Origin of the sequence: Streptomyces silvae, assembly GCF_016745505.1 — a bacterium.
GTDB classification, from domain to species: Bacteria; Actinomycetota; Actinomycetes; order Streptomycetales; family Streptomycetaceae; genus Streptomyces; species Streptomyces silvae.
This window is the reverse complement of record NZ_JAERUC010000004.1, coordinates 42688-67944: the sequence shown is the minus strand read 5'-3', so window position 1 is coordinate 67944 and position 25257 is coordinate 42688. Positions and strand designations below refer to the sequence as shown.

Annotated in this window: 25 protein-coding genes and 1 riboswitch; of the genes, 16 read left to right on the top strand and 9 right to left on the bottom strand. The window is 73.0% G+C overall.

Annotated features, from left to right (window positions below):
- Positions 1–32: 32 nt before the first annotated feature.
- The gene (locus JKV81_RS00615; protein ID WP_124278002.1) at positions 33–1151 is read right to left on the bottom strand and encodes a cobalt-precorrin-5B (C(1))-methyltransferase; all 1119 of its coding nucleotides are present in this window, start codon (positions 1149–1151) and stop codon (positions 33–35) included.
- 40 nt (positions 1152–1191) lie between these two features.
- On the opposite strand from JKV81_RS00615, the gene JKV81_RS00610 reads away from it, so the two are divergent.
- Positions 1192–1941 carry a cobalt-precorrin-6A reductase gene (locus JKV81_RS00610; RefSeq protein WP_129264686.1) on the top strand — a complete coding sequence of 250 codons (750 nt, stop codon included), beginning with the start codon at positions 1192–1194 and terminating at the stop codon, positions 1939–1941.
- Positions 1942–1989: 48 nt separating this feature from the next.
- On the opposite strand, the gene JKV81_RS00605 is transcribed toward JKV81_RS00610, so the two are convergent.
- From JKV81_RS00605 to cobG, 4 genes are all read right to left on the bottom strand, one after another.
- On the bottom strand, positions 1990–2484 hold the full coding sequence (locus tag JKV81_RS00605) for a DinB family protein (protein ID WP_129267064.1): 495 nt from the start codon (positions 2482–2484) through the stop codon (positions 1990–1992).
- A gap of 101 nt (positions 2485–2585) precedes the next feature.
- A complete protein-coding gene (locus tag JKV81_RS00600) occupies positions 2586–4109 on the bottom strand; it encodes a precorrin-2 C(20)-methyltransferase (RefSeq protein ID WP_129264687.1) in 1524 nt (507 codons plus the stop codon).
- Positions 4110–4111: 2 nt separating this feature from the next.
- Positions 4112–4738 carry a precorrin-8X methylmutase gene (locus JKV81_RS00595; RefSeq protein ID WP_147984607.1) on the bottom strand — a complete coding sequence of 209 codons (627 nt, stop codon included), beginning with the start codon at positions 4736–4738 and terminating at the stop codon, positions 4112–4114.
- A 65-nt stretch (positions 4739–4803) separates the two neighbouring features.
- Positions 4804–6102, bottom strand: coding sequence for a precorrin-3B synthase (gene cobG / locus JKV81_RS00590; protein ID WP_202074708.1), 1299 nt, complete (start codon positions 6100–6102; stop codon positions 4804–4806).
- 159 nt (positions 6103–6261) lie between these two features.
- Positions 6262–6338: riboswitch (cobalamin riboswitch) on the top strand.
- Between the two features lie 55 nt (positions 6339–6393).
- Here cobG and cobN point away from each other — a divergent pair.
- Positions 6394–9993 carry a cobaltochelatase subunit CobN gene (gene cobN / locus JKV81_RS00585; RefSeq protein ID WP_202074707.1) on the top strand — a complete coding sequence of 1200 codons (3600 nt, stop codon included), beginning with the start codon at positions 6394–6396 and terminating at the stop codon, positions 9991–9993.
- 99 nt (positions 9994–10092) lie between these two features.
- Positions 10093–10839, top strand: coding sequence for an IclR family transcriptional regulator (locus JKV81_RS00580; protein ID WP_129264691.1), 747 nt, complete (start codon positions 10093–10095; stop codon positions 10837–10839).
- Between the two features lie 16 nt (positions 10840–10855).
- Here the strand turns inward: JKV81_RS00580 and JKV81_RS00575 are convergent, their stop codons facing one another.
- Positions 10856–11428 (bottom strand): TetR/AcrR family transcriptional regulator, encoded by a 573-nt coding sequence (locus JKV81_RS00575; RefSeq protein WP_202074706.1) that lies wholly within the window; start codon positions 11426–11428, stop codon positions 10856–10858.
- A gap of 133 nt (positions 11429–11561) precedes the next feature.
- Here JKV81_RS00575 and JKV81_RS00570 point away from each other — a divergent pair, with 133 nt between their 5' ends.
- The 5 genes from JKV81_RS00570 to JKV81_RS00550 all read left to right on the top strand — a co-directional run bounded on the left by JKV81_RS00570 (position 11562) and on the right by JKV81_RS00550 (position 14915).
- Complete coding sequence (locus tag JKV81_RS00570) at positions 11562–12479, top strand: SDR family oxidoreductase (protein WP_202074705.1); 918 nt, start codon at positions 11562–11564, stop codon at positions 12477–12479.
- Positions 12480–12640: 161 nt separating this feature from the next.
- Complete coding sequence (locus JKV81_RS00565; RefSeq protein WP_202074704.1) at positions 12641–13255, top strand: VOC family protein; 615 nt, start codon at positions 12641–12643, stop codon at positions 13253–13255.
- A 119-nt stretch (positions 13256–13374) separates the two neighbouring features.
- Positions 13375–13824: a helix-turn-helix transcriptional regulator gene (locus JKV81_RS00560; RefSeq protein ID WP_124278012.1), complete on the top strand. Its 450-nt coding sequence runs from the start codon at positions 13375–13377 to the stop codon at positions 13822–13824.
- Positions 13825–13829: 5 nt separating this feature from the next.
- Positions 13830–14240: a VOC family protein gene (locus tag JKV81_RS00555; RefSeq protein WP_202074703.1), complete on the top strand. Its 411-nt coding sequence runs from the start codon at positions 13830–13832 to the stop codon at positions 14238–14240.
- A 288-nt stretch (positions 14241–14528) separates the two neighbouring features.
- Entirely contained in the window at positions 14529–14915 is a 387-nt protein-coding gene (locus JKV81_RS00550; protein WP_236054836.1) for a DUF4234 domain-containing protein, read from the top strand.
- A 78-nt stretch (positions 14916–14993) separates the two neighbouring features.
- Here the strand turns inward: JKV81_RS00550 and JKV81_RS00545 are convergent, their stop codons facing one another.
- Both JKV81_RS00545 and JKV81_RS00540 read right to left on the bottom strand, forming a co-directional pair.
- A complete protein-coding gene (locus JKV81_RS00545; protein ID WP_202074701.1) occupies positions 14994–16121 on the bottom strand; it encodes a hypothetical protein in 1128 nt (375 codons plus the stop codon).
- Between the two features lie 211 nt (positions 16122–16332).
- Positions 16333–16977, bottom strand: coding sequence for a dihydrofolate reductase family protein (locus JKV81_RS00540; protein WP_202074700.1), 645 nt, complete (start codon positions 16975–16977; stop codon positions 16333–16335).
- A gap of 420 nt (positions 16978–17397) precedes the next feature.
- Here JKV81_RS00540 and uppS point away from each other — a divergent pair, with 420 nt between their 5' ends.
- Together uppS and JKV81_RS00530 are read left to right on the top strand one after the other, a co-directional pair.
- Positions 17398–18111 carry a polyprenyl diphosphate synthase gene (gene uppS, locus JKV81_RS00535; RefSeq protein ID WP_261988134.1) on the top strand — a complete coding sequence of 238 codons (714 nt, stop codon included), beginning with the start codon at positions 17398–17400 and terminating at the stop codon, positions 18109–18111.
- Complete coding sequence (locus JKV81_RS00530; RefSeq protein ID WP_202074699.1) at positions 18108–19619, top strand: oxygenase MpaB family protein; 1512 nt, start codon at positions 18108–18110, stop codon at positions 19617–19619. Before uppS ends, JKV81_RS00530 begins: the two co-directional genes overlap by 4 nt.
- A gap of 20 nt (positions 19620–19639) precedes the next feature.
- On the opposite strand, the gene JKV81_RS00525 is transcribed toward JKV81_RS00530, so the two are convergent.
- On the bottom strand, positions 19640–20020 hold the full coding sequence (locus tag JKV81_RS00525) for a TetR/AcrR family transcriptional regulator C-terminal domain-containing protein (RefSeq protein WP_307820471.1): 381 nt from the start codon (positions 20018–20020) through the stop codon (positions 19640–19642).
- A gap of 220 nt (positions 20021–20240) precedes the next feature.
- Between JKV81_RS00525 and JKV81_RS00520 the strand changes: the two genes are divergently transcribed.
- The 6 genes from JKV81_RS00520 (at position 20241) to JKV81_RS36480 (ending at position 25255) form a co-directional block, all read left to right on the top strand.
- The gene (locus tag JKV81_RS00520; RefSeq protein ID WP_202074697.1) at positions 20241–20465 is read left to right on the top strand and encodes a hypothetical protein; all 225 of its coding nucleotides are present in this window, start codon (positions 20241–20243) and stop codon (positions 20463–20465) included.
- Between the two features lie 221 nt (positions 20466–20686).
- Positions 20687–21643: an ABC transporter ATP-binding protein gene (locus JKV81_RS00515; RefSeq protein ID WP_202074696.1), complete on the top strand. Its 957-nt coding sequence runs from the start codon at positions 20687–20689 to the stop codon at positions 21641–21643.
- The gene (locus JKV81_RS00510; RefSeq protein WP_124278020.1) at positions 21640–22431 is read left to right on the top strand and encodes an ABC transporter permease; all 792 of its coding nucleotides are present in this window, start codon (positions 21640–21642) and stop codon (positions 22429–22431) included. Before JKV81_RS00515 ends, JKV81_RS00510 begins: the two co-directional genes overlap by 4 nt.
- 104 nt (positions 22432–22535) lie before the next feature.
- A complete protein-coding gene (locus JKV81_RS00505; RefSeq protein WP_129264700.1) occupies positions 22536–23486 on the top strand; it encodes an ACP S-malonyltransferase in 951 nt (316 codons plus the stop codon).
- Positions 23473–25020, top strand: a complete 1548-nt coding sequence (locus tag JKV81_RS00500) for a class I adenylate-forming enzyme family protein (protein WP_129264701.1) — start codon at positions 23473–23475, stop codon at positions 25018–25020. The genes JKV81_RS00505 and JKV81_RS00500 overlap by 14 nt, the downstream gene beginning before the upstream one ends.
- Positions 25001–25255: an acyl carrier protein gene (locus tag JKV81_RS36480; protein ID WP_129264702.1), complete on the top strand. Its 255-nt coding sequence runs from the start codon at positions 25001–25003 to the stop codon at positions 25253–25255. The genes JKV81_RS00500 and JKV81_RS36480 overlap by 20 nt, the downstream gene beginning before the upstream one ends.
- Positions 25256–25257: the final 2 nt, after the last annotated feature.

The following is a 25257-nucleotide window of genomic DNA, read 5'->3' as shown; positions in this document are numbered from 1 at the left end:
CCACCTCGGGACGCCTCACCGTGCGTGTCTCGCTAGGACGCCTCGCTGCGCCCCACGACGGCCCCCGCCCGGTCGATGCAGATCACGTCGACCGCCACCGGCGCCCCCCGCAGCACCGACAGCGCCTGGTCCCGGGCGGCCACCGCGACCAGGTCGCCCAGCGGCACCCCGGCCGCCGTGCAGAGCTGGAGCGCCGCGAGGCCGGTGTTGGCGACCTCGATCTCCGCCGCCAGCGACTCGCTCGCTCCGCCCTGCCGTGCCAGCCGCGCCAGGAACGGTTTGTCGACCTGGGAGCGGCCCGAGTGCAGGTCCAGATGCCCGGCGGCCAGCTTGGACAGCTTGGCGAACCCGCCGCAGATGGTCAGCCGCTCCACGGGGTGCCGGCGTACGTACTTCAGGACCGCGCCCGCGAAGTCGCCCATGTCGAGCAGGGCGATCTCCGGCAGCCCGTACTCGGCGACCACCGTCTTCTCCGAGGTCGAGCCCGTGCACCCCGCGACATGCCGGTGCCCGGCCGCGAGCGCCACGTCCACCCCCCGGCGGATCGAGTCGATCCAGGCCGAGCAGGAGTACGGCACCACGATGCCCGTGGTGCCCAGGATCGAGATCCCGCCCAGGATGCCCAGGCGAATGTTCCACGTGAAACGTGCGATCTCCTCGCCGTCGTCCACCGAGACCGTGATCTCGACGTCGCCGGTACCGCCGTGCTCCGCCGCCACCCGCGCGATGTGGTCCCGCATCATCTGGCGCGGGACGGGGTTGATCGCGGGCTCGCCGACATCGAGCGGCAGCCCGGGGAGGGTCACCGTCCCCACGCCCGGTCCGGCCCGGAACACCACTCCGGACCCCGCCGGCAGGAGCCGCACGGTGGACCGCACCAGCGCTCCGTGGGTGACATCGGGGTCGTCGCCCGCGTCCTTGACCACGCCTGCGGTGGCCCGCCCCTCGGAGAGCTCCTCCACCGCGAGGGCGAAGGCGGGGGTCTGGCCCCTGGGCAGGGTGATGGTCACCGGATCGGGGAACTCGCCGGTCAGCAGCGCCGTGTACGCGGCCGTGGTCGCCGCCGTCGCACAGGCCCCGGTCGTCCATCCCGGCCGCAGACCGGTGTGCTTGAGTTGGGCGGTGCGTCCGCCCTGCGCCTCACTGCTCATGACTGGCGTGCGCCTCACTGCTCATGGACGGACCGATCCCATGCCCTTGCACCTGCTCGTCCTCGGCGGCACGACGGAGGCCCGCCGGCTCGCCGAACGCCTGGTGGCGGAGGACGGGATCCGGGTGACCAGCTCACTCGCGGGACGTGTCGCCCATCCGAAGCTGCCGCCCGGCGAGGTGCGCGTCGGCGGCTTCGGCGGGCCCGAGGGCATGGCCGAGTGGCTCCGCGCACACCATGTCGATGCGGTCATCGACGCCACCCATCCCTTCGCCGGAACGATCAGTTTCCACGCGGCCTCGGCCGCCGCCGCAGTCCATGTTCCCCTGCTGGCCCTCCGGCGGCCCGGCTGGGTGCCGGTCGAGGGGGACCGGTGGCACCTCACCGACTCCCTGGCGGGCGCGGCGGATCTGCTGCCGGAGCTGGGTTCGCGTGTCTTCCTCACCACCGGGCGCATGGGTCTCGCGGCGTTCGCCGGACTGGACTCGCTGTGGTTCCTGATGCGTTCGGTGGACGCCCCCGACGCCCCGCATCCGGCGCGGATGGAGGTGCTGCTGGACCGGGGGCCGTTCTCCCTGGAGGGCGAGCGGGAGCTGATCCGCCGCCATCGCATCGACGTCCTCGTCACGAAGGACAGCGGCGGCGACGCGACCGCTCCCAAGCTGGCCGCCGCCCGCGAGGCCGGCATCCCGGTGGTGGTGGTCGGGCGGCCGCCGGTACCGCCGGGCGTGCCGGTGGCGGGGACTCCGGAGGAGGCGCTCGCCCTGCTGCGGGACCTCACGGGGGCGTGACTTCCCCTGCTGCGGGCCCTCACGGGGGCGTGACGGCTGCCCCGTGACTCAGACTCCCGTGCGGCCGTCGATGTGTTCCCGGATGAGGTCGGCGTGGCCGCAGTGGCGGGCGTACTCGCCGATCATGTGCGTGTAGATCCAGCGCAGGGTGACCCGGCCGCCACCGCCGAACGGGACGGTGTCGTCGAGCGCGCGGGCCGCGCAGTTCTCCCTGGCCCGGTCCATCTCCGCCTGCCACACGGCACGGGCCTGTGCGTACGTCGCGTCCTCCGCCAGGTCGAACCCGCCGTCCCTGCCCTCCGGGTCGGCCCCGGGGTCGTGGATCGGCGGTGCGTCCTCCTGGGCGAGGACCCGGCGGAACCAGTTCCGCTCGACCTCGGCCGCGTGCTGGACGAGCCCCAGCAGCGTGAGCTGCGACGGGGCGGCGGCCGGCTCACGGAGCCGGTCGTCCGTCAGGCCGTCGCACTTCTGGGCCAGCGTGACGCGGTAGAAGTCGAGCCAGCTCTCCAGGGAGGTCCGCTCGTCGGCGTCCAGCGGGGGCATGTGACGTACGGGATCGTTCATGACCGCCATCGTGGCACGGGGGTCCGACAACGGGCCGGGGCGATGCCCGGCACCGGCCCGTCGCCGGGACGGCTGCCCCGTCACTCCTCCGGGTAGCGGCGCGGTGTCCAGACGATCTGCTGCCCGTCGCCCCGCCGCTCCCAACGCGTCTGGGAGGAACCGACGATGAGGATCGTCCGCATGTCCACCTCGTCCGGGTCCAGATCGGCGAGCCGTACGGTCCGTACGCTCTCGGCCGGCCCTCCGACATCGCGGCCGAGCACCACGGGGGTGTCCGGGGAGCGGTGCTCCAGCAGCAGGTCGCGGGCCTTGCCGACCTGCCAGGTCCGGCTGCGGGAACCGGGGTTGTACAGCGCCAGGACGAGGTCGGCGGTGGCCGCCGCGCGCAGTCGCCCCGCGATGACCTCCCACGGCTTGAGGCGGTCCGAGAGGGAGAGCGTGGCGTAGTCGTGACCCAGCGGCGCACCGGCCCTGGCGGCTGCGGCGTTGGCCGCCGTCACCCCGGGGAGCACCCGCACCGCGATGTCCGTGTACGCGTCCTGCGAGGCCACTTCCAGGACGGCCGTCGCCATCGCGAAGACCCCCGGGTCGCCCCCGGACACCACGGCCACGCGGCGGCCGCGCCGGGCCAGGTCCAGGGCGAACTCGGCCCGTTCGGACTCGACCTTGTTGTCGGAGCCGTGGCGCTGCTGGCCCGGCCGCACCGGCACCCTGTCCAGATACGTCGTGTAGCCGACCAGGTCGTCGGCGGCGGCCAGCGCCCCGCGCGTCTCGGGCGTCAGCCAGAGCGGTCCGGCGGGTCCGGTGCCGACCACGACGACCTCGCCGGTGCCCGGGCCCGCGTCGGGCGAGGGCCGGGGCGCGTCGATCCGGCTGGGCAGCACGGCGACCGCGAAGTACGGCACGGAGTCCGGGTCGGTGTCGGCCAGTTCGCCGGTCCGCTCCCCGGCCATGGTGGCGCGCTCGACGTACCGCGCCTCGGACAGCCGGCCGGATGCCTCGAACGCGCGGCGCACGGCGGGGAACGTCCGCCCGAGCTTCATCACCACGGCGGAGTCCGTGGCCGCCAGACGTGCCGTCAGCTCCTCCTCCGGAAGGGTCCCCGGCAGGATCGTCAGCACCTCCTCGGCCTCGACGAGCGGGGTGCCCAGGCGTGCGGCGGCGGCGCTGACCGAGGTGACACCGGGGATGACCTCGGTGTCGTACCGGCCGGCGAGCCGCTTGTGCATGTGCTGGTACGAGCCGTAGAAGAGCGGGTCGCCCTCGGCGAGCACGGCGACGGTGCGCCCGGCGTCGAGGTGCACCGCGAGACGGGCCGCGGCCTCGGCGTAGAACTCGTCCAGTGCGCCCCGGTAGCCGCCCGGGTGGTCCGTGGTCTCCGTCGTGACGGGGTAGACCAGCGGCTCCTCGATGTGGTCGGCGCGGATGTACTGCTGCGCGATCGAGCGGGCGATGGAGCGGCCGTGCCGGGCGGAGTGGTAGGCGACGACGTCGGCCTCGCCGATGATCTGCACGGCGCGCACGGTCATCAGGGCAGGATCGCCCGGCCCGAGCCCGACGCCGTACAGCCGTCCCGTGCCGCCGGTCTGATGCTGCTCGGGCACGGTCACTCCTCCTCGCTGGCGATCGCGTTGAGGGCGGCGGCGGCGATGGCGCTGCCGCCGCGCCTGCCCCGGACGACGAGGTGTTCGAGCCCCGAGGGGTGGGCGGCCAGGGCTTCCTTGGACTCGGCGGCCCCGATGAAGCCGACGGGCACGCCGATGACGGCGGCGGGGCGCGGGGCGCCCTCCTCGATCATCTCCAGCAGCCGGAAGAGCGCGGTGGGCGCGTTGCCGACGGCGACGACCGCGCCCTCCATCCGGTCCCGCCACAGCTCCAGGGCGGCGGCGCTGCGGGTGGTGCCGAGCTTCGCCGCCAGGTCGGGGACGGCGGGGTCGGACAGGGTGCAGATCACCTCGTTGCCGGCGGGCAGCCGCTTGCGGGTGACCCCGCTGGCGACCATGGCCACGTCGCAGAGGATCGGTGCGCCGGAGCGCAGCGCCGCACGGGCGTCGGCCACCGCGTTCGGTGAGAAGGCGAGATCGCGTACGAGGTCGACCATGCCGCAGGCGTGGATCATGCGGACGGCGACCTGGCTCACGTCGGCGGGCAGCCCTGCCAGATCCGCCTCCGCGCGGATGGTGGCGAAGGACTGGCGGTAGATCGCCGGTCCGTCCTTCTCGTACTGGTGCACAGTGCTGTCGCTTTCTTCATCGAGCAGATCGAACAGGTCGAACAGGGGGTGGTGGTGCGTGGTGGTCAGGTGCGCGTGCCCCGTGCCGCCGCCACGGCCGCGGCGAGCGCGGCCGGGTCGTCACGGACCGTGGCCGCCTCGGTGGTCCGGTCGCCTCGTACGTGCGAGATCCGGTGTCCGCCGGGGGTGGCGACGACGTCGATCCACTCCCCGTGGGGATGGCCGCAGCGGCGTTCGCACCCGGACCAGTACACAGGGAGCCGTCCGGCGGGTCCGACGGCGGCCCCCGCGTCGGCCCGTACGTCGGCCAGCGACTTCGCGCAGCCGGGCCGTCCGATGCAGGCCCCCACACCGGCCCACGGCGAACCGGGCCCGGTGATCAGGCCGGCCCCGGAGAGGCCGTCGAGCAGGCCGGCCGCGCGGTCGGTCCGGATGCCGGTGACGACGGCTCCGCGCCACGGGGTGAGGCGCAGTTCCCCGGCGCTCGACAGCAGCCGCCACTGCGTCAGCTCCAGCCGTCCCAGCGGTACGCCGACGGACAGCGCGGCCTCGCCACGGCCGCCCGGGACGGGGCCGGGGGCCGGGGGCAGGGCTTCGGGAGTGCGGGGGCGGCGGTCCGGGGTCACGTCGACGCCTGCCTGCCGCAGCCGTCGTACGGCCTCGGCGGGAAGCCCGGCCGCCACGGCGTCCGGCAGGTCCTTCACCCGCCAGGCGCCGCTGTCCCGGGCGGAGTCGAGGAACGCCTCGGCGGCGGTCAGCGCGGCGCGGGGGGCGTCGGCGGAGGGGACGCGGAGGACGGCGTCACCGTCCCCGATGCGCAGCAGGGCGCCGTCGTCGTGGCCGAGGAGGGTGAGGTCGGCGCCGAGGGCGTCCACGTCGCCGCGGCCGTCGTCGAGCGCGAACAGGAAGCGTCCGGAGAGTGCCGTCGCGCGGTCGCTTCCGCAGAGGAGGCGGTCCAGTCCGGTCAGCCAGGGGCGGATGTCGACGGCCCCGAGACCGTCGAGTCCGGAGAGCGGGGACGCGACCACGTTGCGTACGCGTTCGTGCCGTGCGGAAGGCAGCAGTCCCGCCTCGTCGAGCAGCCCGGCCAGCTCGGCACCGCAGTCCGGGGCGAGCCCGCGCAGCTGCACGTTTCCCCGGGAGGTGAGATGCAGCTCACCGTCACCGAAGCGCTCGGCGGCCTGCCCCAGCGCCGCTGCCCGAGGGGGTGTCAGCACCCCGCCGGGTATGCGGATCCGCGCCAGCGCACCGTCGTCCGCCCGGTGCAGACGCAGCGCTCCGGGGCAGGCGTCGCCGCTGCTCCGGGCACACGCATCGCCGGGAGGCGAGGTCGTCAGGGGGGTGGCGGGCATGGCGGCGAGCATACCGACCGTGACCGTGGCGGGCCCCTACGGTCACTGTGACGTACGGGACACCGCTCCGCCGCCGGTCAGGGCGGGGGCCGTCTGGTCAGGACCCCCCACCTGCCGCCTACTATGCCTAGCGGCGGTCCGTTCGGCCCGCCATCGCCAGACGGCGACACGGAGGAAGCCCGGTGAGATTCCGGCGCGGTCCCGCCACTGTGAGCCCGGCCCCCTGAGGCCGTGCGAGTCAGGAACTCCAGCCGTCCGACAACTGCCCGGGGCGTGGATACCCCGAGGAAGGGCTGACGCCGCATGATCCTGCTCCTGTCGACGTCCGACACCGACCTGCTGAGCGCCCGCGCTTCCCAGGGCCCGGTCAGCTACCGCTACGCCAACCCTTCCCGGCTCGCCCTCGACGATCTGCCGCAGCTCCTGGACGGCACCGACCTCGTCGTCGTACGGCTCCTCGGCGGTGTCCGCGCCTGGCAGGACGGTCTCGACCAGGTGCTGGCCACCGGCCGTCCCGTCGTCGTCCTCACCGGTGAACAGGCCCCCGACGCCCAGCTGATGGCCGCCTCCACCGTGCCGATCGGCATCGCCGCCGAGGCGCACGCCTACCTCGCGCACGGCGGCCCCGCCAACCTGGAGCAGCTGGCCCGCTTCCTCTCCGACACCGTGCTGCTCACCGGCCACGGCTTCGAGCCGCCCGCCCCGGCCCCCGCCTGGGGCCCGCTGGAGCGGACCGCGCGGGATGTCACCGGACCGACCGTCGCGGTGCTCTACTACCGCGCCCACCACATGAGCGGGAACACCGCCTTCGTCGAGGCGCTCTGCACCGCCGTGGAGGACGCGGGCGCCCGCCCCCTCCCGCTGTACGTCGCCTCGCTGCGCACGCCGGAGCCCGAGCTCATCGACGAACTCCGCGCCGCCGACGCCATCGTGACCACCGTCCTCGCGGCGGGCGGCACCAAGCCGGCCACCGCCTCGGCCGGCGGCGACGACGAGTCCTGGGACGCGGGCGCCCTCACCGGCCTCGACGTACCCGTCCTCCAGGCGCTCTGCCTGACCAGCCCGCGCGCCGCGTGGGAGGAGAACGACGAGGGCGTCTCCCCGCTCGACGCCGCCACCCAGATCGCCGTGCCCGAGTTCGACGGCCGCCTGATCACCGTCCCGTTCTCCTTCAAGGAGATCGACGAGGACGGCCTGCCCGCGTACGTCGCCGACCCCGAGCGGGCCGCCCGGGTCGCCGGGATCGCCGTACGGCACGCGAAGCTCCGGCACATCCCGGCCGCCGAGAAGCGGATCGCGCTCGTCCTGTCCGCGTACCCGACCAAGCACTCCCGCATCGGCAACGCGGTCGGCCTCGACACCCCCGCCAGCGCCGTCGCCCTGCTGCGCCGACTGCGCGCCGAGGGTTACGACTTCGGGCCCGAGGAGGAGATCCCCGGCCTGGTCTCCGGCGACGGCGACGAGCTGATCTACGCGCTGATCGAGGCCGGCGGCCACGACCAGGAGTGGCTCACCGAGGAGCAGCTGGCCCGCAACCCCGTCCGGATCCCGGCCGCCGACTACCGCCGCTGGTTCGCCACGCTGCCCGCCGAGCTGCGCGAGGCCGTGGAGGAGCACTGGGGCCCGGCGCCCGGCGAGATGTTCGTCGACCGGTCCCGCAACCCGGAGGGCGACATCGTGCTCGCCGCCCTGCGCCGCGGCAATCTGCTGATCCTCATCCAGCCGCCGCGCGGCTTCGGCGAGAACCCGATCGCGATCTACCACGACCCCGATCTCCCGCCCTCGCACCACTACCTGGCCGCCTACCGCTGGATCGCCGCGTCCGCCGAGGACAACGGCTTCGGCGCGGACGCGATGATCCACCTCGGCAAGCACGGCAACCTGGAGTGGCTGCCCGGCAAGAACGCGGGCCTGTCCGCCGCGTGCGGCCCCGACGCCGCGCTGGGTGATCTGCCGCTGGTCTACCCGTTCCTGGTCAACGACCCCGGCGAGGGCACCCAGGCCAAGCGCCGGGTGCACGCCACCCTGGTCGACCACCTGGTGCCGCCGATGGCGCGCGCCGACAGCTACGGCGACATCGCCCGCCTCGAACAACTCCTGGACGAGCACGCCCAGATCGCCGCGATGGACCCGGCCAAGCTGCCGGCCGTCCGCGCCCAGATCTGGACCCTCATCCAGGCCGCGAAGCTCGACCACGACCTAGGCCTGGAGGGCCGGCCCGAGGACGAGGGCTTCGACGAGTTCATCATGCATCTCGACGGCTGGCTCTGTGAGATCAAGGACGTCCAGATCCGCGACGGCCTGCACGTCCTGGGCGCCGCCCCGGCCGGCAAGGACCGCGTCAACCTGGTCCTCGCGGTCCTGCGCGCCCGCCAGATCTGGGGCGGTACGGCCTCGCTGCCCGGCCTGCGCGAGGCCCTCGGCCTCGACGAGTCCGCCGCCACCCGCACCGCCGCCGACACGGTCGAGGAGCAGGCCCGCGGGCTCGTCCAGGCCATGGACGACGCGGACTGGGACCCGGCGGCCGTCGCCGGTGTGGCCGAGAGGCACCCCCAGGCGGTCGCCGACATCCTCGACTTCGCCGCCCGCGAGGTCGTGCCCCGGCTCGCCGCGACGACCGACGAGCTCGACCACGCGGTCCACGCCCTGAACGGCGGCTTCGTCCCGGCCGGCCCGTCCGGCTCCCCGCTGCGCGGCCTGGTCAACGTCCTGCCGACCGGCCGTAACTTCTACTCCGTCGACCCGAAGGCCGTCCCCTCCCGCCTCGCGTGGGAGACCGGTCAGGCCCTCGCCGACTCGCTCCTGGAGCGCTACCGCGCCGACAACGGCGACTGGCCCACCTCCGTCGGCCTCTCCCTGTGGGGCACCAGCGCGATGCGCACCGCGGGCGACGACATCGCGGAGGCGTTCGCGCTGCTCGGCGTGCGCCCCGTCTGGGACGACGCCTCGCGCCGTGTCACCGGCCTGGAGCCGATCCCGTACGAGGAGCTGGGCCGGCCCCGTATCGACGTCACGCTGCGCATCTCCGGCTTCTTCCGCGACGCGTTCCCGCACACCATCGGCCTGCTCGACGACGCCGTACGCCTGGCGGCCTCCCTCGACGAGCCCGCCGAGCGGAACTTCGTACGCGCCCACACCCAGGCCGACCTGGCCGAACACGGGGACGAGCGGCGGGCCACCACCCGTATCTTCGGCTCCCGGCCGGGGACGTACGGTGCCGGGCTGCTCCAGCTCATCGACTCCCGCGACTGGCGCACGGACGCCGACCTCGCCGAGGTGTACACGGTCTGGGGCGGCTACGCCTACGGCCGTGAGCTGGACGGACGTCCCGCCCGCGACGAGATGGAGACCGCGTACAAGCGGATCGCGGTGGCGGCGAAGAACACCGACACCCGTGAGCACGACATCGCGGACTCCGACGACTACTTCCAGTACCACGGCGGCATGGTCGCGACCGTGCGCGCGCTGAAGGGCACCGCCCCCGAGGCGTACATCGGCGACTCGACCCGCCCCGAGACGGTCCGCACCCGCACCCTGGTCGAGGAGACGTCCCGGGTCTTCCGCGCCCGGGTGGTCAACCCGAAGTGGATCGAGGCGATGCGCCGCCACGGCTACAAGGGCGCCTTCGAGCTCGCGGCGACGGTCGACTACCTCTTCGGTTACGACGCGACGACGGGCGTGGTCGCGGACTGGATGTACGACAAGCTGACCGAGACGTACGTCCTGGACCCGACGAACCGCGAGTTCCTCCAGCAGGCCAACCCGTGGGCCCTCCACGGCATCGCGGAGCGCCTTCTGGAGGCGGAGTCCCGGGGCATGTGGGAGAAGCCCGACCCGGCGGTGCTCGAAGCGCTGCGCCAGGTGTTCCTGGAGTCCGAGGGTGACCTGGAGGGCGAGGACTGACCGGGACGCCGGCCGGGGGCCGCGGCCCTGCCGTGGCCTCCCCGGCCGGGGCCTCGGTCCTGCCTTGCTGCCTCCCGGTCCCGGGTCCAAGCTTGTGGCATGGGTGACCGAGCGGGCCACACACCGATAGCCGCTGTGCAGCACGCGTTCCGCCTGATGGAGGCCGTGGCGGCACACGCGGGAGGAGCGCCCGCGAACGAGCTGGCGCGCGGGGCGGGGCTGCCTCCGGACACCGCCCTGGAGGTGCTGCGGGCGCTCACCCGGGACGGTTATCTCCGCAGGCTCGACGACGGCAGTTTCGTGCTGGGGGACGTGCCGCACGGCAACCACGCGGCGCAGGGACTGGCCGGGCTGGCCCGCCCGGCCCTCGCCGCACTGCGCGACGATCTGTCGGCCGCCGCGTACCTCACCTTCTACGAGGAGGGCGAGATCAGGATCGCCGAGATCGTCGACAGCCCGCAGACCCCCCGGGTCGACCTCTGGGTGGGATTCCAGGACGCCGGGCACGCCACGGCACTCGGCAAGTGCGTCCTGCGGGAGATGGACGAGGAGGCGCGTGGGGAGTACCTCTCGCGGCACACCCTCGCCGACCTCACCCCCCGCACGATCACGCACCGCGAGGAGCTGATCAGGCAGCTCGAATCGCTGCCTGCGCCGGTGATGATGGACCGCGAGGAGTACGACCTCGGCACGGTGTGCATCGCGGTGCCCGTCTACCGGGGCGGCACGCTGGGGTCGCTCGGCGTCTCCTTCCGGGCGGACCGGATGTACCGCACCAGCCAGGTCCGCGCGAACCTGCTGGCGTCGGCGGACCGGGTGACCCGGGACCTCACCTTCGGCAGCTGAGGGTCGGCGGAGCCTCCTACGCGCCGTCCCCGCCCGCCGTCACGGCCTTCAGCCCGTCCAGCAGTTCCCGCATGACCGGCGCCATGGGGCGGTCGTCGGACGCCGCGATCCACCGCTCGAATCCGACCTTGAAGACGGCGACCCCCACCTCGGCGGTCAGACTCGCGGCCGGCTCCGGGACTCCGCGCAGGCGCAGGGTGTCGGCGAGCGCGGCCGACAGCGAGGCGAGCTTGATCAGCTCGCGCTCCTGGAGCTCCGGGTTCGCCGCGATCACGGCCTGCCGCTTCCGCGCGAACGGCCGGCGCTCGTCGAACACCTCGGCGAGCGCTTCCAGGCCCACCGCCAGCGCGTCGATGGGAGCCGTGGACTCCGGTACGCCGGCGATCACCTCGACCAGCAGGTCCTGGAGCTCGGAACCGCCGAACAGCACCTCGCGCTTGTCGGCGTAGTGCCGGAAGTAGGTCCGCTCCGTGAGCCCGGCCCGCTTGGCGATCTCCGCCACGGTGGTCTGCTCGAAGCCGCGCTCGCTGTAGAGCTCCAACGCCGCTTCCGCCAGGCGCCCGCGCGCGTTCGGCTCCCATCTACCCATACGTCGATCCTACGTGATGACAGTGACTGTCTTCGGCTGGTACTGTCGATGTCAGTAACTGACATCGAATGTGTCATCGATGGCCATGGATGCGCCATCGATCGCCATCGACTCGACAGTTGGGGAGTTCCTCATGCGTTTCTTCGTGACAGGCGCGTCCGGCTGGGTCGGCTCCGCCGTGGTTCCCGAGCTCATCGACGCCGGCCACCAGGTGGCCGGGCTCGCCCGCTCCGACGCCTCCGCCGCCGCGCTCACCGGGGCCGGGGCCGAGGCGGTCCGCGGCACCGTCGACGACCTGGACGTCCTGCGGGACGCGGCCGCGGCGTCGGACGGGGTGATCCACCTCGCCTTCAAGCACGACATCGCCTTCTCGGGCGACTTCCGGGGTGCCGCCGAGGCCGACCGCCGTGCCGTGGACACCTTCGGCGACGCGCTGGCGGGCACCGGGCGTCCCCTCGTCATCGCCTCGGGCTTCGCCGGGCTCGGCGCCGGGCGGGCGGCGACCGAGCGGGACATGCCCGTGATCGACGACTCGCCGCCCTCGGTGCGGGCGGCCACGGCCCAGGCGGCCCTCGCCCTGGCCTCGCGCGGGGTCCGGCCGAGCGTGGTGCGGCTCCCGATCTGCCACGGCGAGGGGGACAACGGCTTCCTGGCGACCCTGGTCGGCATCGCCCGCGCCAAGGGGGTCTCGGGCTACGTCGGCGACGGCACCAACCGCTGGTCGGCGGTCCACCGCCTCGACGCCGCGCGGCTGTTCCGGCTGGCGGCCGAGAAGGCGCCCGCCGGCTCGGTGCTGCACGGGGTCGCGGAGGAGGGCGTCGCGCTCCGTGACATCGCCGAGGAGATCGGCCGCCGGCTCGGCGTCCCGGCGGTGTCCGTCGCCCCGGCGGACGCCGCGGAGCACTTCTCCTGGCTGAGCGGCTTCCTCGCCCACGACGCGGCGGCTTCCCACGCCCTCACCGGCGAGCTGCTGGACTGGCGGCCGACCGGCCCCACCCTCCTCGAAGACCTCGGGAAGGGCTACTACGACGAGGCCCCCGCGGCGGCCTGAGGCCGGCGTCCCGTACCGGAGCCCCCGCACCGCCCTGACCTGCGGCGGGAGCTCCGGCCGGGGGGCCTCTGCCCGGGGTCGTACAGGGACCACCCCGAGCCGGCCGGGAACCGGTCAGGAATCGAGAAGCGCGCATCGCGGGGCCGCCATACCGTCGTTCCATGGCTTCCATCGCATCCGTCACCCTCGAGGTGGCCGACCCCACCGCCGCCGAACACTTCTACGCCGCGGCCTTCGGCCTGGGCCCCGAACTGCGCGTACGGGCGTCGCAGGAGCCGTCCACCGGCTTCCGCGGCTTCACGCTGTCGCTCACGGTCGCCCAGCCGTCCACCGTCAACGGCCTCATCGACGCCGCCCTCGACGCCGGCGCCTCCACGGTGAAGCCGGCCACGAAGTCGCTCTGGGGATACGGCGGCGTCGTACGGGCCCCCGACGGGACGCTCTGGAAGATCGCCACCTCGGCGAAGAAGGACAAGGGCCCGGCCACCCGCGAGATCGACCGCTTCGTGCTCCTGCTGGGAGCCGAGGACGTACTGGCGAGCAAGCGGTTCTACGCCGGCCAGGGGCTCACCGTGGGAAAGAGCTTCGGCCGCAAGTACGTCGAGTTCGACACGCCGTCGAGCCCCGTCACCCTGGCGCTCTACGGCCGCCGCGCCCTGGCCAAGGACGCCGGGGTCCCGCCGGAGGGCACCGGGTCGCACCGGATCGCGCTCGGCAGCGACATCGGGCCCTTCACGGACCCGGACGGCTTCGCGTGGGAGAAGCCTGCGCACTGAGTCACTGAGCCCCGGAGGTACGGAACGACCGGGCGACCGGGGCGCCGGGCCACTGGGGCGCCGGGCCACTGGGGGCAAGCCCCTGGGCAACCCCGCCCCGCCGTGGCACGATCGCGCACGTGACGAGCCGACCCACCGAGGCACAGCACCTGCGTGACCTGGCCCTGCTGCGCCGCGTCCGTGACCGGATGGACCGGGAGTACGCGCAGCCGCTGGACGTCGAGGCGCTCGCCCGGGGCGTGAACATGTCGGCGGGACACCTCAGCCGCCAGTTCCGGCTCGCGTACGGCGAATCCCCGTACGGCTACCTGATGACCCGGCGCATCGAACGGGCTATGGCGCTGCTGCGCCGGGGAGACCTCAGCGTCACGGAGGTCTGCTTCGAGGTCGGCTGCGCGTCGCTCGGGACCTTCAGCACACGCTTCACGGAGCTGGTCGGTATGCCGCCCAGCACCTACCGGCGCCAGGCGGCGAGCGATGCCTCGGGGGTACCGCCGTGCGTGGCGAAACAGGTGACCCGACCGATCAGGAATCGAGAAGCCCGCGGCCCCGTGCCGCCGCTAGCGTGACCGGCATGGACATCACCCTTCACACGAGCGTCCTCCCGCACGACGACCCGGACGCGTCCCTCGCCTTCTACCGCGACACCCTCGGCTTCGAAGTCCGCAGCGACGTCGGCAGCGGCACGATGCGCTGGATCACGGTCGGCCCCGCCGGCCGCCCCGACACCTCCCTCCTGCTGGCGCCGCCGGCCGCCGATCCGGGCATCACCGAGGACGAGCGCCGTACCGTCGTCGAGATGATGGCCAAGGGCACGTACGGCTGGATCCTCCTGGCCACCGAGGACCTCGACGCCACCTTCGAGAAGCTGCAGGCCGGCGACGCGGAGGTCATCCAGGAGCCGACCGAGCAGCCGTACGGCGTCCGCGACTGCGCCTTCCGCGACCCGGCGGGCAACCAGATCCGCATCCAGGAACTGCGCTGAGTCCTGCGCCCCGGCGGCGGTGACCGCCGGGGACGGGGGCGGACTCGCGGCGGACCCGGATGGTTGTAGGGCCGTCGGGATGGATCGGCGCTCGTTTTGATCACAGCAGAGTGACGGCCTGTCAAGGTCAGCTCAACTACCTTCACGCAGCCTTCACTTGCTGCCATGCTGCTCCAGCTTGAACCAGAACCAGCAGATGGAGCGCCTCACATGGCCGATACGCAACCCAGCACCGTCCCCGTCCCGGCCTCTCCAGGTCCGGGCGCGGCCTCCTTGTCAGGACTGGCCATGAAGCGCCGCGGGCCCGTCGCGGTGTGGCTCGGCCTGACGCTCATCACTCTCGGGATCTACCAGCTGGTCTGGTACTTCAAGATCCACAAGGAGATTCAGGAGTTCGACCGGCGCCAGGACCTGAAGCCCGGGGGCAGCGTGCTGGTCCTGATCTTCCTGGGCTGGACCCTGATCGCTCCGCTGATCTCCTTCCGTAACTCCGGGAGGGCCATCGCGGAGGCCCAGGGCGCGGCCGGACTGCCGGTGACGTGCAGCCCCGCCACGAGCATGTGGCTGACGTTCGTCTTCGGCCTGAACGTCTGGTACATGCAGCGTCAGCTCAACCTGATCGTCGACGCCTACCCGGGCGCCGCACCTGGCACCAGCGTGTCCCTCGCGGCCTGAAGCACCCTCCGGCCAGGCGGGACGACGAGCCGCCCGACCGCGCCCGCAGCCGTGACCGGCAGCGGGCGCGGCCGCTCGTCAGTTGCCGGCCACCGTGCCGGTGGGAGCCGTGGACCGCTCGATCAGGCCGTTGACCGTCTGGTCGCCGTGCGCGTCCATGGGCGTCGAGTAGTCGCCGACGGCCCAGAATGCACCGGATCCGCCGGCCGGGGCCAGGTCGTAGAAGGTGTACGAGGGCCACCGGGTGTCGCCGTCGGGAGCCGGTGCCCCTGCCTCCTTGGTCCAGGTGGTGCCGTCGAAGTGCCAGAAGAGCGCCTCGGAGTGGGCGGGTTCGGCCTGGTCGTTGCCCGTCACCCAGAGCCCGCCCCGCCCGTCGGGAGCGATCGCGTAGAGGTACAGGTCGGCGAGCTCCCCCGTGACGTCCTCCCAGGCGGTGCCGTTCCAGTGCGTGACGCTCGGTACGGGCGGGTCGGCATCGGGCCCGGTGGCCCATCCGGCGACGTAGACGTTGTCCGGTGACACGGCCGCGATCTTGTCGGTCTCGGTCCCCGAGGGCACGGGCGGCTCATCCATCAGCGTCCAGGTGTCGCCGTCCCAGTGGTACGTCACCGGGTGGCCGCCCTTCACCGGGTACTGCATGCCCGTGGCGTAGGCGTCGTCCGCGGAGATCGCGTCGATGTCCCGGATGTCGACGAGCCGGGGCAGCGCGAAGGTCTTCCACGTACCGCCGGAGTAGGTGTAGAGCGCGTTGCCGCCCTTGAAGAGCCGTCCGGGGACGGCGTCGATCGGCACCTCGGGCCAGGAGTCGTCGGAGGGCCCGGTGGTGGCGACGCGGCTCCAGCGTTCGCCGTCGTAGTGGGCGAGCACCTGGTCCCTGACCAGGGTCCCGTAGGCCCAGACGTCGTCGGCGGCCACGGCGCTGACCGACGACCACTGCCAGACGTCGGGCATCCCCGGAGCGGTGTCCTCGCCCCACTGCTCGCCGTCCCAGCGCATGATCACGCCGTGGCCGTCCTTGCGGCCGACGGCCCACGCGAGATCGTCGTCGACGGAGGACACGGACATCAGGGATCCGGCGGGGCTGTCCCCGGAGAGGGACACCTCCCAGCCGGTGACCTCGGCCGCTCCGGCCCCGCCCGCGGTGAGCAGGGTGGAGGCCAGAGCCAGTGAGACGGCCGCCGTGCGCATGAGGTGCCGTGCAAGCATCAGTGAGCGTTCCTTCGCGGTGAGTAGGCATCCCGGGCCGGTCGTACGAGGCGTACGACCGGCCCGCTACGGGACCAGACTCACGGCTGCGACCGATGGTTGTAGGTGCCGGTCACAGCCCTGCGCTCCGGGGAGGCGGAGCACCATGCCAGCCGGAATCCCTGCCCCCGCACGGCAGTTACCGGACGGCTCCGCCTCTCCGAGAGAGGTGTCACCTGCGCCAGAAGAGGTGGTGCGTCACTCCGCTCGGGCTGGGCACGACCTCCAGGTGGTACCGGTCGAGCAGCTCGTCGGGGGACTCCCAGAGCCGTACCCCGGCTCCGATCTTCACCGGCGCGACCGCCACGTGCAGGGTGTCGACGAGCCCGGCGTCGAGGAACTGCCGGACGGTGGTGGCCCCGCCCCCGAGCCGTACGTCCTTGCCCTGCGCCGCCCCCCGCGCCTGTTCGAGGACGTCGGCGGGGTCGCCGCCGACGAAGTGGAACGTGGTGTCGGAGAGGGCGAACGACGGGCGCTCATGGTGGGTCATGACGAACACCGGGGTGTGGAAGGGGGGTTCGTCGCCCCACCAGCCACGCCACTCCTCGTTCTCCCAGGGCCCGCGCTCCGGCCCGAACTTGTTGCGCCCCATGATCTCCGCGCCGATGTTGTGGGTGAAGTCCCGCGTGAAGTAGTCGTCGAGACCGCGGCTCCCCCCGGGATCGGTGCGATTGGGCCAGCTCGCCGTGGCACCGGCCCAGAACATCAGGGCACCGGGATCGGCGTCACCGAAGGGCCTCTCCAGACTCTGGTGCTCACCGGCGGCGAAACCGTCGGTGGAGACGGTGAAGTTCTGGACTCTCAGCAGCTGTTCCACGTGCTTCCTCCTTCAGGGCCTGGCGTCAGCAATGAGACTGCACGGGCGGCGAGAACTCATCGCGGACGCCACCGGAGTGTCCCGGCCTCATACTCCCCTCCGACTGACGTGCTACGGGTGAATATGCGGGCATCACGGCACGCCGGGGGCCCGGGACCGGCACTCTGCTGGAGGCGAGGAGCAACGGGGGGTACGCGCCGGCCGTCGGCCGTGGCCTCCGCAGCCGGGGCCCGGCCCCGGCGAAGCCCGAAGCCGCGAGTCGAAGGGGGCGCTTCGATGGCATCCACGGGAGCAGGGCCATCCGGCCGGTTTGCGACGAGTGAGCCGGCCGGCGGCGTCGGCACGCAGCCGGAGAACTCCGCCGTACCGGCTGTCCCGGTACAGCCACGCCGCCCGTCCGGCGAGGAACCGCAGCGCCCGGTGCCCCGCCACGTGGCCTGTGTGATGGACGGGAACGGCCGGTGGGCGCAGCAGCGCTCCCTGCCCCGTACCTCGGGACACCGGGCGGCGGAGACGACGGTGATCGACGTCATCGAGGCGGCGCGGTCGGCGGGGGTCGAGTGGCTGAGCCTGTACGCCTTCTCCACCGAGAACTGGCGACGCCCGGACGAGGAGATCGACTTCCTCATGCGTCTGGTGCGCCGGGTGGTGCGCAAACACGCGCCGCTGCTGTACGCACGCGGCATCCGCTGCCGGTTCCTGGGAGCCGGGGATCCCAGGATCCCCGCTCCGCTGGCCCAGGACTTCGCCGACCTGATGACACTCACCGAGAACAACCGGGGCATGACGCTGACCGTGGCGTTCGACCACGGTGGCCGCCAGGACATCGTCGCCGCGGCACGGTCCCTCATCCGCGCCGGAGTGCCCGCCGAGGCCGTCGACCAGGCGTGCTTCGCCGCACATCTGCCCGTCCCCGACACGCCTGACGTGGACCTCGTCATCCGTACCTCCGGCGAACAGCGCATCTCCAACTTCATGCTCTGGCAGGTGGCCTACGCCGAGTGGACCTTCCCCTCGGTGCTCTGGCCCGACTTCCGTGCGCCGCACTTCCTGGAGTGCCTGCACGACTACCGAAGCCGCGACCGCCGCTTCGGCGGTGTGACACCGCAAGCGAACGGAGAGCCCCACAGGTGAAGGACACGGACAGCAGTCACTGCACGCGGAGCGGCCCCGGCGCCACGGGCCCGTGCGACGCCCCCGGCCCGGAGACCCCCGGGACGCCCGGCGAATCCCTCTTCGGCCCCGGGTCGGAGTTCCACCGCTTCTTCAACGATCCCCGCTGGGCGCTGGCCGTCGTCAGAGCCACGGTGCTGGAAGCGGCCCACCCGCAGATCGGCGCGGCGCTGGCCGACAACTCCTCCTTCGTGGTGCACCCGTGGCGGCGGCTGCGCAACACCCTCGTGAGCCTCCAGCGCATGTTCGGAGCCGACGAGGAGATCCGGCAGCGGGAGGCGGCGCGGCTCAACCGTCTGCACAGGCGGCTGAGCGGCACGGACGCGAGGAACCGCCCGTACGACGCCATGGACCCCGAGGTGCGGGCATGGGTGGTCGCGACGCTCTTCGAGAGCTCCGTGACCATGTGCCGGCTGAGCGGACAGCCTCTGGGCCAGACCACCATGGAGCGGCTCTACGCCGAATTCCGGGCCTTTCTGGCCGCCCTGGGGGACGAGGAGGGCCACCTCCCGTCCACCCTGCCCGAGTTCTGGCAGTACTACGACCGCATGGTCGCGGAGGAACTGCAGAACACGGAGGCGCTGCGCATCATCCTCTTCAAGCTCTTCGAACACCTGCCGGCGCCGCCGCTGTTCGCCGGCCTGCCCACGGTCTGGGCGACCGGCCGTGCGCTGGCAGGGCCGGTCATCGGCACCATCACCGTGGCCTCCCTCCCCGAGGCGTTCCGTCGCCGGGCGGGGCTGCCGGAGGTCCCCGGTGCCCAGACCCTGATGCAGAGCGCCTACATGGCGGCCCGCCTGGCCGGGGCCCTGCCCGACAACTGGCTCCAGACCGAGAACGTCGTCGGTCTGCTCCACCTGTCGCCGGACGGCGACGGCCCCGGTGCCGAGAGGCTCGCCGCCCTGCGCGGCCGGATGAAGCGGGCCGGTGCGCTGTTCCGGCTGATCGCACCGGTACCGGCCCAGGAGGACGCTACGGGCGGGACCGAGCACCGGCGCAGTGCCCGCGCGTTCTTCACGGAGGTGCTGGACCAGACCGGGGACGGCTATCTGGACTGGCCCGACCTCGCGGCCATGGCACGGGAACTCTGCTCCCGTCTCGACCTGGACGAGCCGGAGGAGACCCGGCTGTACGACGCGTTCGCAGCCTGGTGGAGGGAGCTCCAGGCGGCTCTGGACGTCGACGGTGACGGCCGGGTGAGTGAGGAGGAGTACGCGGCCGCGGCCCCGTCCCTGGCAGGTCCGGCGCTGATCAGGGTCGCCGAGACCCTTTTCGATGCCGCCGACGCCGACGGCAACCAGTTCATCGACGCCGAGGAGTACCGCGCCCTGTTCAGGAGGGGTTTCGGGCGGTCCGTGGCGGACGCCGAAGGCCGGTACTCCCGCAGCGCGTTCGTACGGGACTTCCTCTCCTTCATGTCGGGCCGCCGACGCTCGACCCTCTACGACCCGCTGCTCTCCGACGCGTAGAACGCGGCCCGCTCGAACGCTCAGGCGGGCGTCGCGAAGCCGGCGCAGAGCCGCCGGAGGCTCCGGGTGAACTTCTCGTCCTGGCTCAGGCGTGGCATCGACGGGCCCATGAGCAGCGGGAACCGCTCGGACAGTTCGGCGTAGCGCTCGGCGGTCACCGGCGGCGGCTCGTCGGGCTGGTTCTGCTCCTGGAGCACGAAGCCGGTGACGTGGCTGAGGAGGGTGTCGGCGGCGACGGCGCAGTGGCCGGCGGGCATGCCGGCGTCGAGGAGGGTACGCAGCAGACGTCCCATCAGGGAGAGAGCGCCGGTGCTGAGCGTGCCGGGGCTCTCGGCGAGAAGCTGGGCGCCGCCGGGATGCTGTTTGATGCTCAGGCGCAAGGCGGAGGCCTGGGTCGCGATGCGGTCCTGTCAGGGGGCGGCGGGCGGTAGGGCGGCGAGTGCTTCGGTGCCGCCGTCGCCGCGCTCGCCCAGTGGTACTGGGGCGGCCCGCTCGCCCTCGCCTTCTTCCTCGCCGGCATCCTGCTGCCCGGCCGCCTCGACGCCCTGCTCGGCATCGGCGGGGGAGCCGGCACCGACCCCCGTAACTTCGCGGGCATCTCCGGCGCCACCTACTTTCTCGGTGCCACCCTGGCCCTCGCCTTCGTCGCCCGCCCCCCGTCTGCCCAAGGAGATCGCCCTGGCGGCCGGCGCACCGTCGCTCGGCCTCGCGATGTGGCTCGCCCAGGACAACGGCCACGGGCTGGTGTCCCTCTATGGCTTCTTCCTCGGCGGCGCCGTGTGGGCGGCCCGCCGCTGGGCCATCCGCCGCTGTGCGGCCCGCCCGGCGCCCGGCCCGACGGCCTGACCGCCCCTCGGTCACGGCGACGGTTCCCGTCGGCCGGCCGCGTGTCCCATCCGCCAGGGAGACACACCCGGGCCCCGCGGCCCGCGGCGGCCACGCCTCGGCCATCCGGCATCTCCGCATGCCGATAGCGGCCGGATAGATCGGCGGGCAGGGGCGGATAGGCGGTCCCGGGAGAGTGGCTTCTGCCAGGCCACCCCCGCCCAGATCGTGAGGACTCGAAGATGATCGAAACCCGACCACGCCCGGTGTCCGAGGAGGTGTCGTCCTCGGATCCCGTCCGGCTCAGCTCGGTCGTGAAGCGGTTCACCGATGCCAAGGGAGAGCAGTTCACCGCTGTCGACGGCATCGACTTGAACATCCGGCGGGGTGAGATCGTGGCCTTCCTCGGACCGAACGGTGCCGGGAAGACGACCACTATCGACATGCTGCTCGGGCTGACGCGGCCCGACGAGGGCTCGGTGCGGCTGTTCGGAGGCGAGCCGCGGCAGGCGGTGCGCTCCGGGCAGGTCGCCGCGGTCCTCCAGACGGGCGGGCTGCTGCCCGACCTGACCGTCGAGGCCACCGTACGGATGCTGGGTTCGCTGCACCGCGGCGCCGACGTCGACGCGGTGCTGACCCGGGCCGGACTCGACGAGCTGCGCGGCCGCCGCGTCGCGGAGTGCTCCGGCGGCGAGCAGCAGCGGCTGCGGTTCGCCCTCGCCCTGCTCTCCGGGCCCGAGCTGCTGGTCCTCGACGAGCCGACGGCCGGCATGGACGTCGTCGCCCGGCGGGACTTCTGGGCCACGGTCCGAGAGGACACGGAGCGCGGGATGACGGTCATGTTCGCCACCCACTACATGGAGGAGGCGGACCGGTTCGCCGACCGGGTGGTGATGATCGACCGCGGCCGTGTCGTCGTCGACGGTTCGGTGTCCGACGTGAGGTCCGCTCTCAGCGGGCGCACCGTGTCGGCGCGGATCAGCGAGCGGAGCGCCGCCGCCCTCGCGGAGTCCCCGCTGGTCCGCTCGTGCACCCCGCGCGGCGGGCGGTACCACTTCGACACCACCGACTCCGACGCGCTGCTGCGCCTGCTGATCGAGCAGACCTCCGCCGCCGACATCGAGGTCACTCCGCGCAGCCTCGAAGAGGCGTTCATGACCCTCACCCACCAGAACCGCACCGAAGGGGACAACCGATGAGCGCCGCCTCGGCCATCCGCGAGGAGCGGACCTCGCCGTTCAGTGGCGTCAACTCCGTCTTCATCGGCTACGAGCTGCGCCGCCGCTTCAACCGGCAGACCACGATCTTCACGCTGCTGCTGCCGGCCGTCCTCTACCTGGCGCTGTTCCGTACCGCGCCCGACGGCGCCACCCTCCCGCACGGCAACTTCGCGGCCTGGATGATGACCGGCATCGCCGTGTACGGAGCGGCGACCGCGGCGGTCAGCTCGGCGGCCACCATCTCCGTGGAGAAGGCGTCCGGCTGGATGCGCACCATGGCGCTCAGCCCGCTCGCCCCTCCCGGCTACCTCCTCGTCAAGGTGCTGTCCTCCGTGGTCATGGCCGCCGTGCCGGTGGCCGTGGTGGGTGTGCTCGGTGTGTTCACCGGGGTGGAGGCCACGGCCACGGTCTGGGTGACGTCCCTGCTGGTGGCCTGGCTCGGCTCGGCGGTCTTCGCCGCGCTCGGCATCACGCTGGGTCTCGCCCTCAAGCCCGACACCGTGATGCACATGCCGGGTCTGACCATGACCGCGCTCGCCTTCCTCGGCAATCTCTTCATCCCGCTGTCCGGCACCATGCTGGAGATCTCCCGCTACTCGCCGATGTTCGGCGTCTCCACGCTCGCCCGCTACAGCCTGACCGAGGGCTACGCGTTCAGCGGTGAGCACTCCAGCCTCGCGATGGCGGTGGTCAACACCGTCGCCTGGTTCGCGGCCTTCTCCTTCATGGCCGTACGCCGCTTCCGCAAGAGCACCGGCCGTAACTGAGGCCCGCGCAGACCGCTTTCCCTCTTTCCTCCCCCCGACCTTCCGCCTCGCCACCGGGCCCCCGCACCGGTCACCGACACCCCTACGAAAGGAGATTCGAACTCATGTACGCATTCGTCGTACCGGGGCAGGGCTCCCAGACCCCGGGCATGCTGTCCGGCTGGCTGCGCGACCCGGTGCACGCCGAGCGGCTGCGCGCCTGGTCCGAGGCCGCCGACGTGGACCTCGTGCACCTCGGCGGCAAGGCCCCGGCCGCGGAGATCGCCCGTACCGAGAACACCCAGCCGCTGCTGGTCGCCGCCGGGCTCCTCGCCCACGAGGCACTCACCAGGGCCGAGCCGGACGGCCCGCTGGTGGCCGCCGGGCACTCGGTCGGGGAGCTCACCGCGGCGGTGTACGCCGGAGCGCTCGCCCCCGCCGACGCCGTGCGGCTGGCCGCGGTGCGTGGCCGGGCGATGGCCGCGGCCTGCGCCGAGGCCCCCACCTCGATGGCGGCGGTGGTCGGCGGCGAGGAGGCCGACGTACTCGGCCGCATCCACGAACTGGGCCTGCACGCGGCCACGTTCAACGGCCCCGGACAGATCGTCGCGGCCGGGACCACGGAGGACCTGGAGCGGCTCGCCGCCGCCCCGCCGCCCTCCGCCACCGTCAAACGGCTCCAGGTCGCCGGCGCCTTCCACACCCCGTACATGGAGTCCGCGCGCCGGGCCGTCGCCGCGGCGGCCGAGCGGACCCCGTTCCGGCGGCCGACCGGGGCCCTCCTGTCGAACGCCGACGGCGCGGTCGTCCGCGAACCGGACGACATCCGCCGCCGCCTGGTCGAGCAGGTGGTCAAGCCGGTGCGCTGGGACCTGTGCCTGGAGACGCTCGGCCGGATCGCACCCGAGGTGACGGTCTGTCTGCCGCCCGCCCGCACGCTCGCGGGCATCTTCAAGCGCCAGCTCCCCGAGCTGGCCGTCGTCTGCGTCACCGCACCCCGCGACCTCGACAAGGTGCGCGCCCGGATCGGTGCCGCGGCCGCCTGGAAGGAGGACCTCGTCCATGCCGGTGTCTGAGCTGTTCGCACGTGCCCGGGCCGAGCGCCCCGGGCACCTCGCCCTCGTCGACGCCACAGGCCCGCTGACCTACGCCGAACTGGGCGAAGGGACCGACCGGGCGGCCGGCTGGCTGCGCGGTCAGGGCGTGGGCGCGGGTGACCGCGTCGTCTACGCCGGTGGCGGCGACCGCACCTTCCTCGCCCTCCTGTGGGCCGCGTTCCGCATCGGGGCGGTGTTCGTACCGGTGCACCCCGACCTCACGGACGACCAGATCGACCACATCGTGCGGGACTGCACGGCTACCCTCGCCGTCTGCCCGCCCACCGCGGGTGCCGCCGCCCGGACGACCGTGGAGGTGGAGCGGGCCGCGCGGGAGATGGCGCGGACGCCCGCCGATCACACCACCGCCGAGGTCGCGGACGACGCGGTCGCCCTGCTGATCTACACCTCCGGAACCACCGGCCGCCCCAAGGGCGTCGTCTGCCCGCACCGGCAGATCCTCGCCGCGGCCCGCGCCGTCCAGGCGGGCCTCGGCTACCGCGCCGACGACGTGGTGCTGTGCCGGCTGCCGCTCTCCTTCGACTACGGCCTCTACCAGGTCCTGCTGTGCACGCTGACCGGCTCGTCCCTGGTGCTCGCCGACCGGGACGGCGACGTCGGACTGATCCGGGTGATCGAGCGCCACGGCGTCACCGTCATCCCGCTGGTGCCCTCGCTCGCGCAGATCCTCGGCCTGTTGCAGAGGAAGCTGCGCCGCGCCACCCGGGTCCGGCTGTTCACCAACACCGGTGCCCGGCCCAGCCCGGCCGTGATGCGCGAACTGCTCGACGCCTTCCCGGGCTCCGTCTTCGCCTCGATGTACGGGATGACCGAGTGCAAGCGCATCTCGATCCTGGACCCGGCGCTCTACGAGCGGCACCCCGACTCGGTGGGCCGCGCCATCCCCGGTGCCCGGATACGGGTGATCGGCCCGGACGGGCGGACCCTGCCGGCGGGTGAGGCCGGCGAGATCGTCGTCGAGGGCGAGACCGTGATGGCCGGGTACTGGGGGGTCCCGCTGGAGCGGCAGAGCCGTTACGTGCGCCGCGCCGACGGCTCCCTGGAGCTGCACACCGGCGATCAGGGCCGGCTCGACGCCGACGGTCTGCTGTACTTCGTCGGCCGCGACGACGACATGGTCAAACGGCGTGGTGTGCGGATGAGCCTGTCGGAGATCGAGCTCGCCGCCGAGCGCGTCCCCGGCGTGTACGCCGCCGTCGCCCCGCGCCCCGCCGACGAGAGCGCCCCGCTGCTGCTCGCCGTACGGACGGATCTCGCCCCGCACGAGGTCCGTACGGCGCTCGCCCGCCACCTGGACCCGGCCCGCCTTCCCGACCGGATCGTCCCGATCGACACCGTGCCGCTGACCGCCAACGGCAAGCCCGACCGCGCGGCCGTCGCCCTGCTGCTCCTGGCCGGGGCCGCCGCCGCACCCTCCGCAGCCGTCGCCACGGCTGCCACCCCCGTCCCCGCCGCACTCACAGGGAGCTCCCGTGGACCAGTCGCAGTTTGACCAGCTCGTAGAGGAGATATGCGCCGTGCAGGTCACCGACTCCGAAATGCCGCTCGTGGACCTCGGCGTGGACTCGCTCCACACCGTCGCCCTGGTGATGGCCGTCGAGGACAGATTCGCCGTCGAGCTGGATCCCGACGTGCTCGCCGACCTCTCGCTCACCTCGTCGGCCGGCCTGCTGAAGCTCGTGCACGAGCAGCTGGCGACCGGCGCGAACGCGTCGGCGGGGAGCTGACC

Bases quoted from the DNA above. Each gene is read 5' to 3' on its own strand.
- JKV81_RS00615 (WP_124278002.1), bottom strand. From the start codon at position 1,151: ATGAGCAGTGAGGCGCAGGGCGGACGCACCGCCCAACTCAAGCACACC.
- JKV81_RS00610 (WP_129264686.1), top strand. From the start codon at position 1,192: ATGCCCTTGCACCTGCTCGTCCTCGGCGGCACGACGGAGGCCCGCCGG.
- JKV81_RS00605 (WP_129267064.1), bottom strand. From the start codon at position 2,484: ATGCCCCCGCTGGACGCCGACGAGCGGACCTCCCTGGAGAGCTGGCTC.
- cobG (WP_202074708.1), bottom strand. From the start codon at position 6,102: ATGCTCGCCGCCATGCCCGCCACCCCCCTGACGACCTCGCCTCCCGGC.
- cobN (WP_202074707.1), top strand. From the start codon at position 6,394: ATGATCCTGCTCCTGTCGACGTCCGACACCGACCTGCTGAGCGCCCGC.
- JKV81_RS00580 (WP_129264691.1), top strand. From the start codon at position 10,093: ATGGGTGACCGAGCGGGCCACACACCGATAGCCGCTGTGCAGCACGCG.
- JKV81_RS00575 (WP_202074706.1), bottom strand. From the start codon at position 11,428: ATGGGTAGATGGGAGCCGAACGCGCGCGGGCGCCTGGCGGAAGCGGCG.
- JKV81_RS00570 (WP_202074705.1), top strand. From the start codon at position 11,562: ATGCGTTTCTTCGTGACAGGCGCGTCCGGCTGGGTCGGCTCCGCCGTG.
- JKV81_RS00565 (WP_202074704.1), top strand. From the start codon at position 12,641: ATGGCTTCCATCGCATCCGTCACCCTCGAGGTGGCCGACCCCACCGCC.
- JKV81_RS00555 (WP_202074703.1), top strand. From the start codon at position 13,830: ATGGACATCACCCTTCACACGAGCGTCCTCCCGCACGACGACCCGGAC.
- JKV81_RS00550 (WP_236054836.1), top strand. From the start codon at position 14,529: ATGAAGCGCCGCGGGCCCGTCGCGGTGTGGCTCGGCCTGACGCTCATC.
- JKV81_RS00545 (WP_202074701.1), bottom strand. From the start codon at position 16,121: ATGCTTGCACGGCACCTCATGCGCACGGCGGCCGTCTCACTGGCTCTG.
- JKV81_RS00515 (WP_202074696.1), top strand. From the start codon at position 20,687: ATGATCGAAACCCGACCACGCCCGGTGTCCGAGGAGGTGTCGTCCTCG.
- JKV81_RS00510 (WP_124278020.1), top strand. From the start codon at position 21,640: ATGAGCGCCGCCTCGGCCATCCGCGAGGAGCGGACCTCGCCGTTCAGT.
- JKV81_RS00505 (WP_129264700.1), top strand. From the start codon at position 22,536: ATGTACGCATTCGTCGTACCGGGGCAGGGCTCCCAGACCCCGGGCATG.
- JKV81_RS00500 (WP_129264701.1), top strand. From the start codon at position 23,473: ATGCCGGTGTCTGAGCTGTTCGCACGTGCCCGGGCCGAGCGCCCCGGG.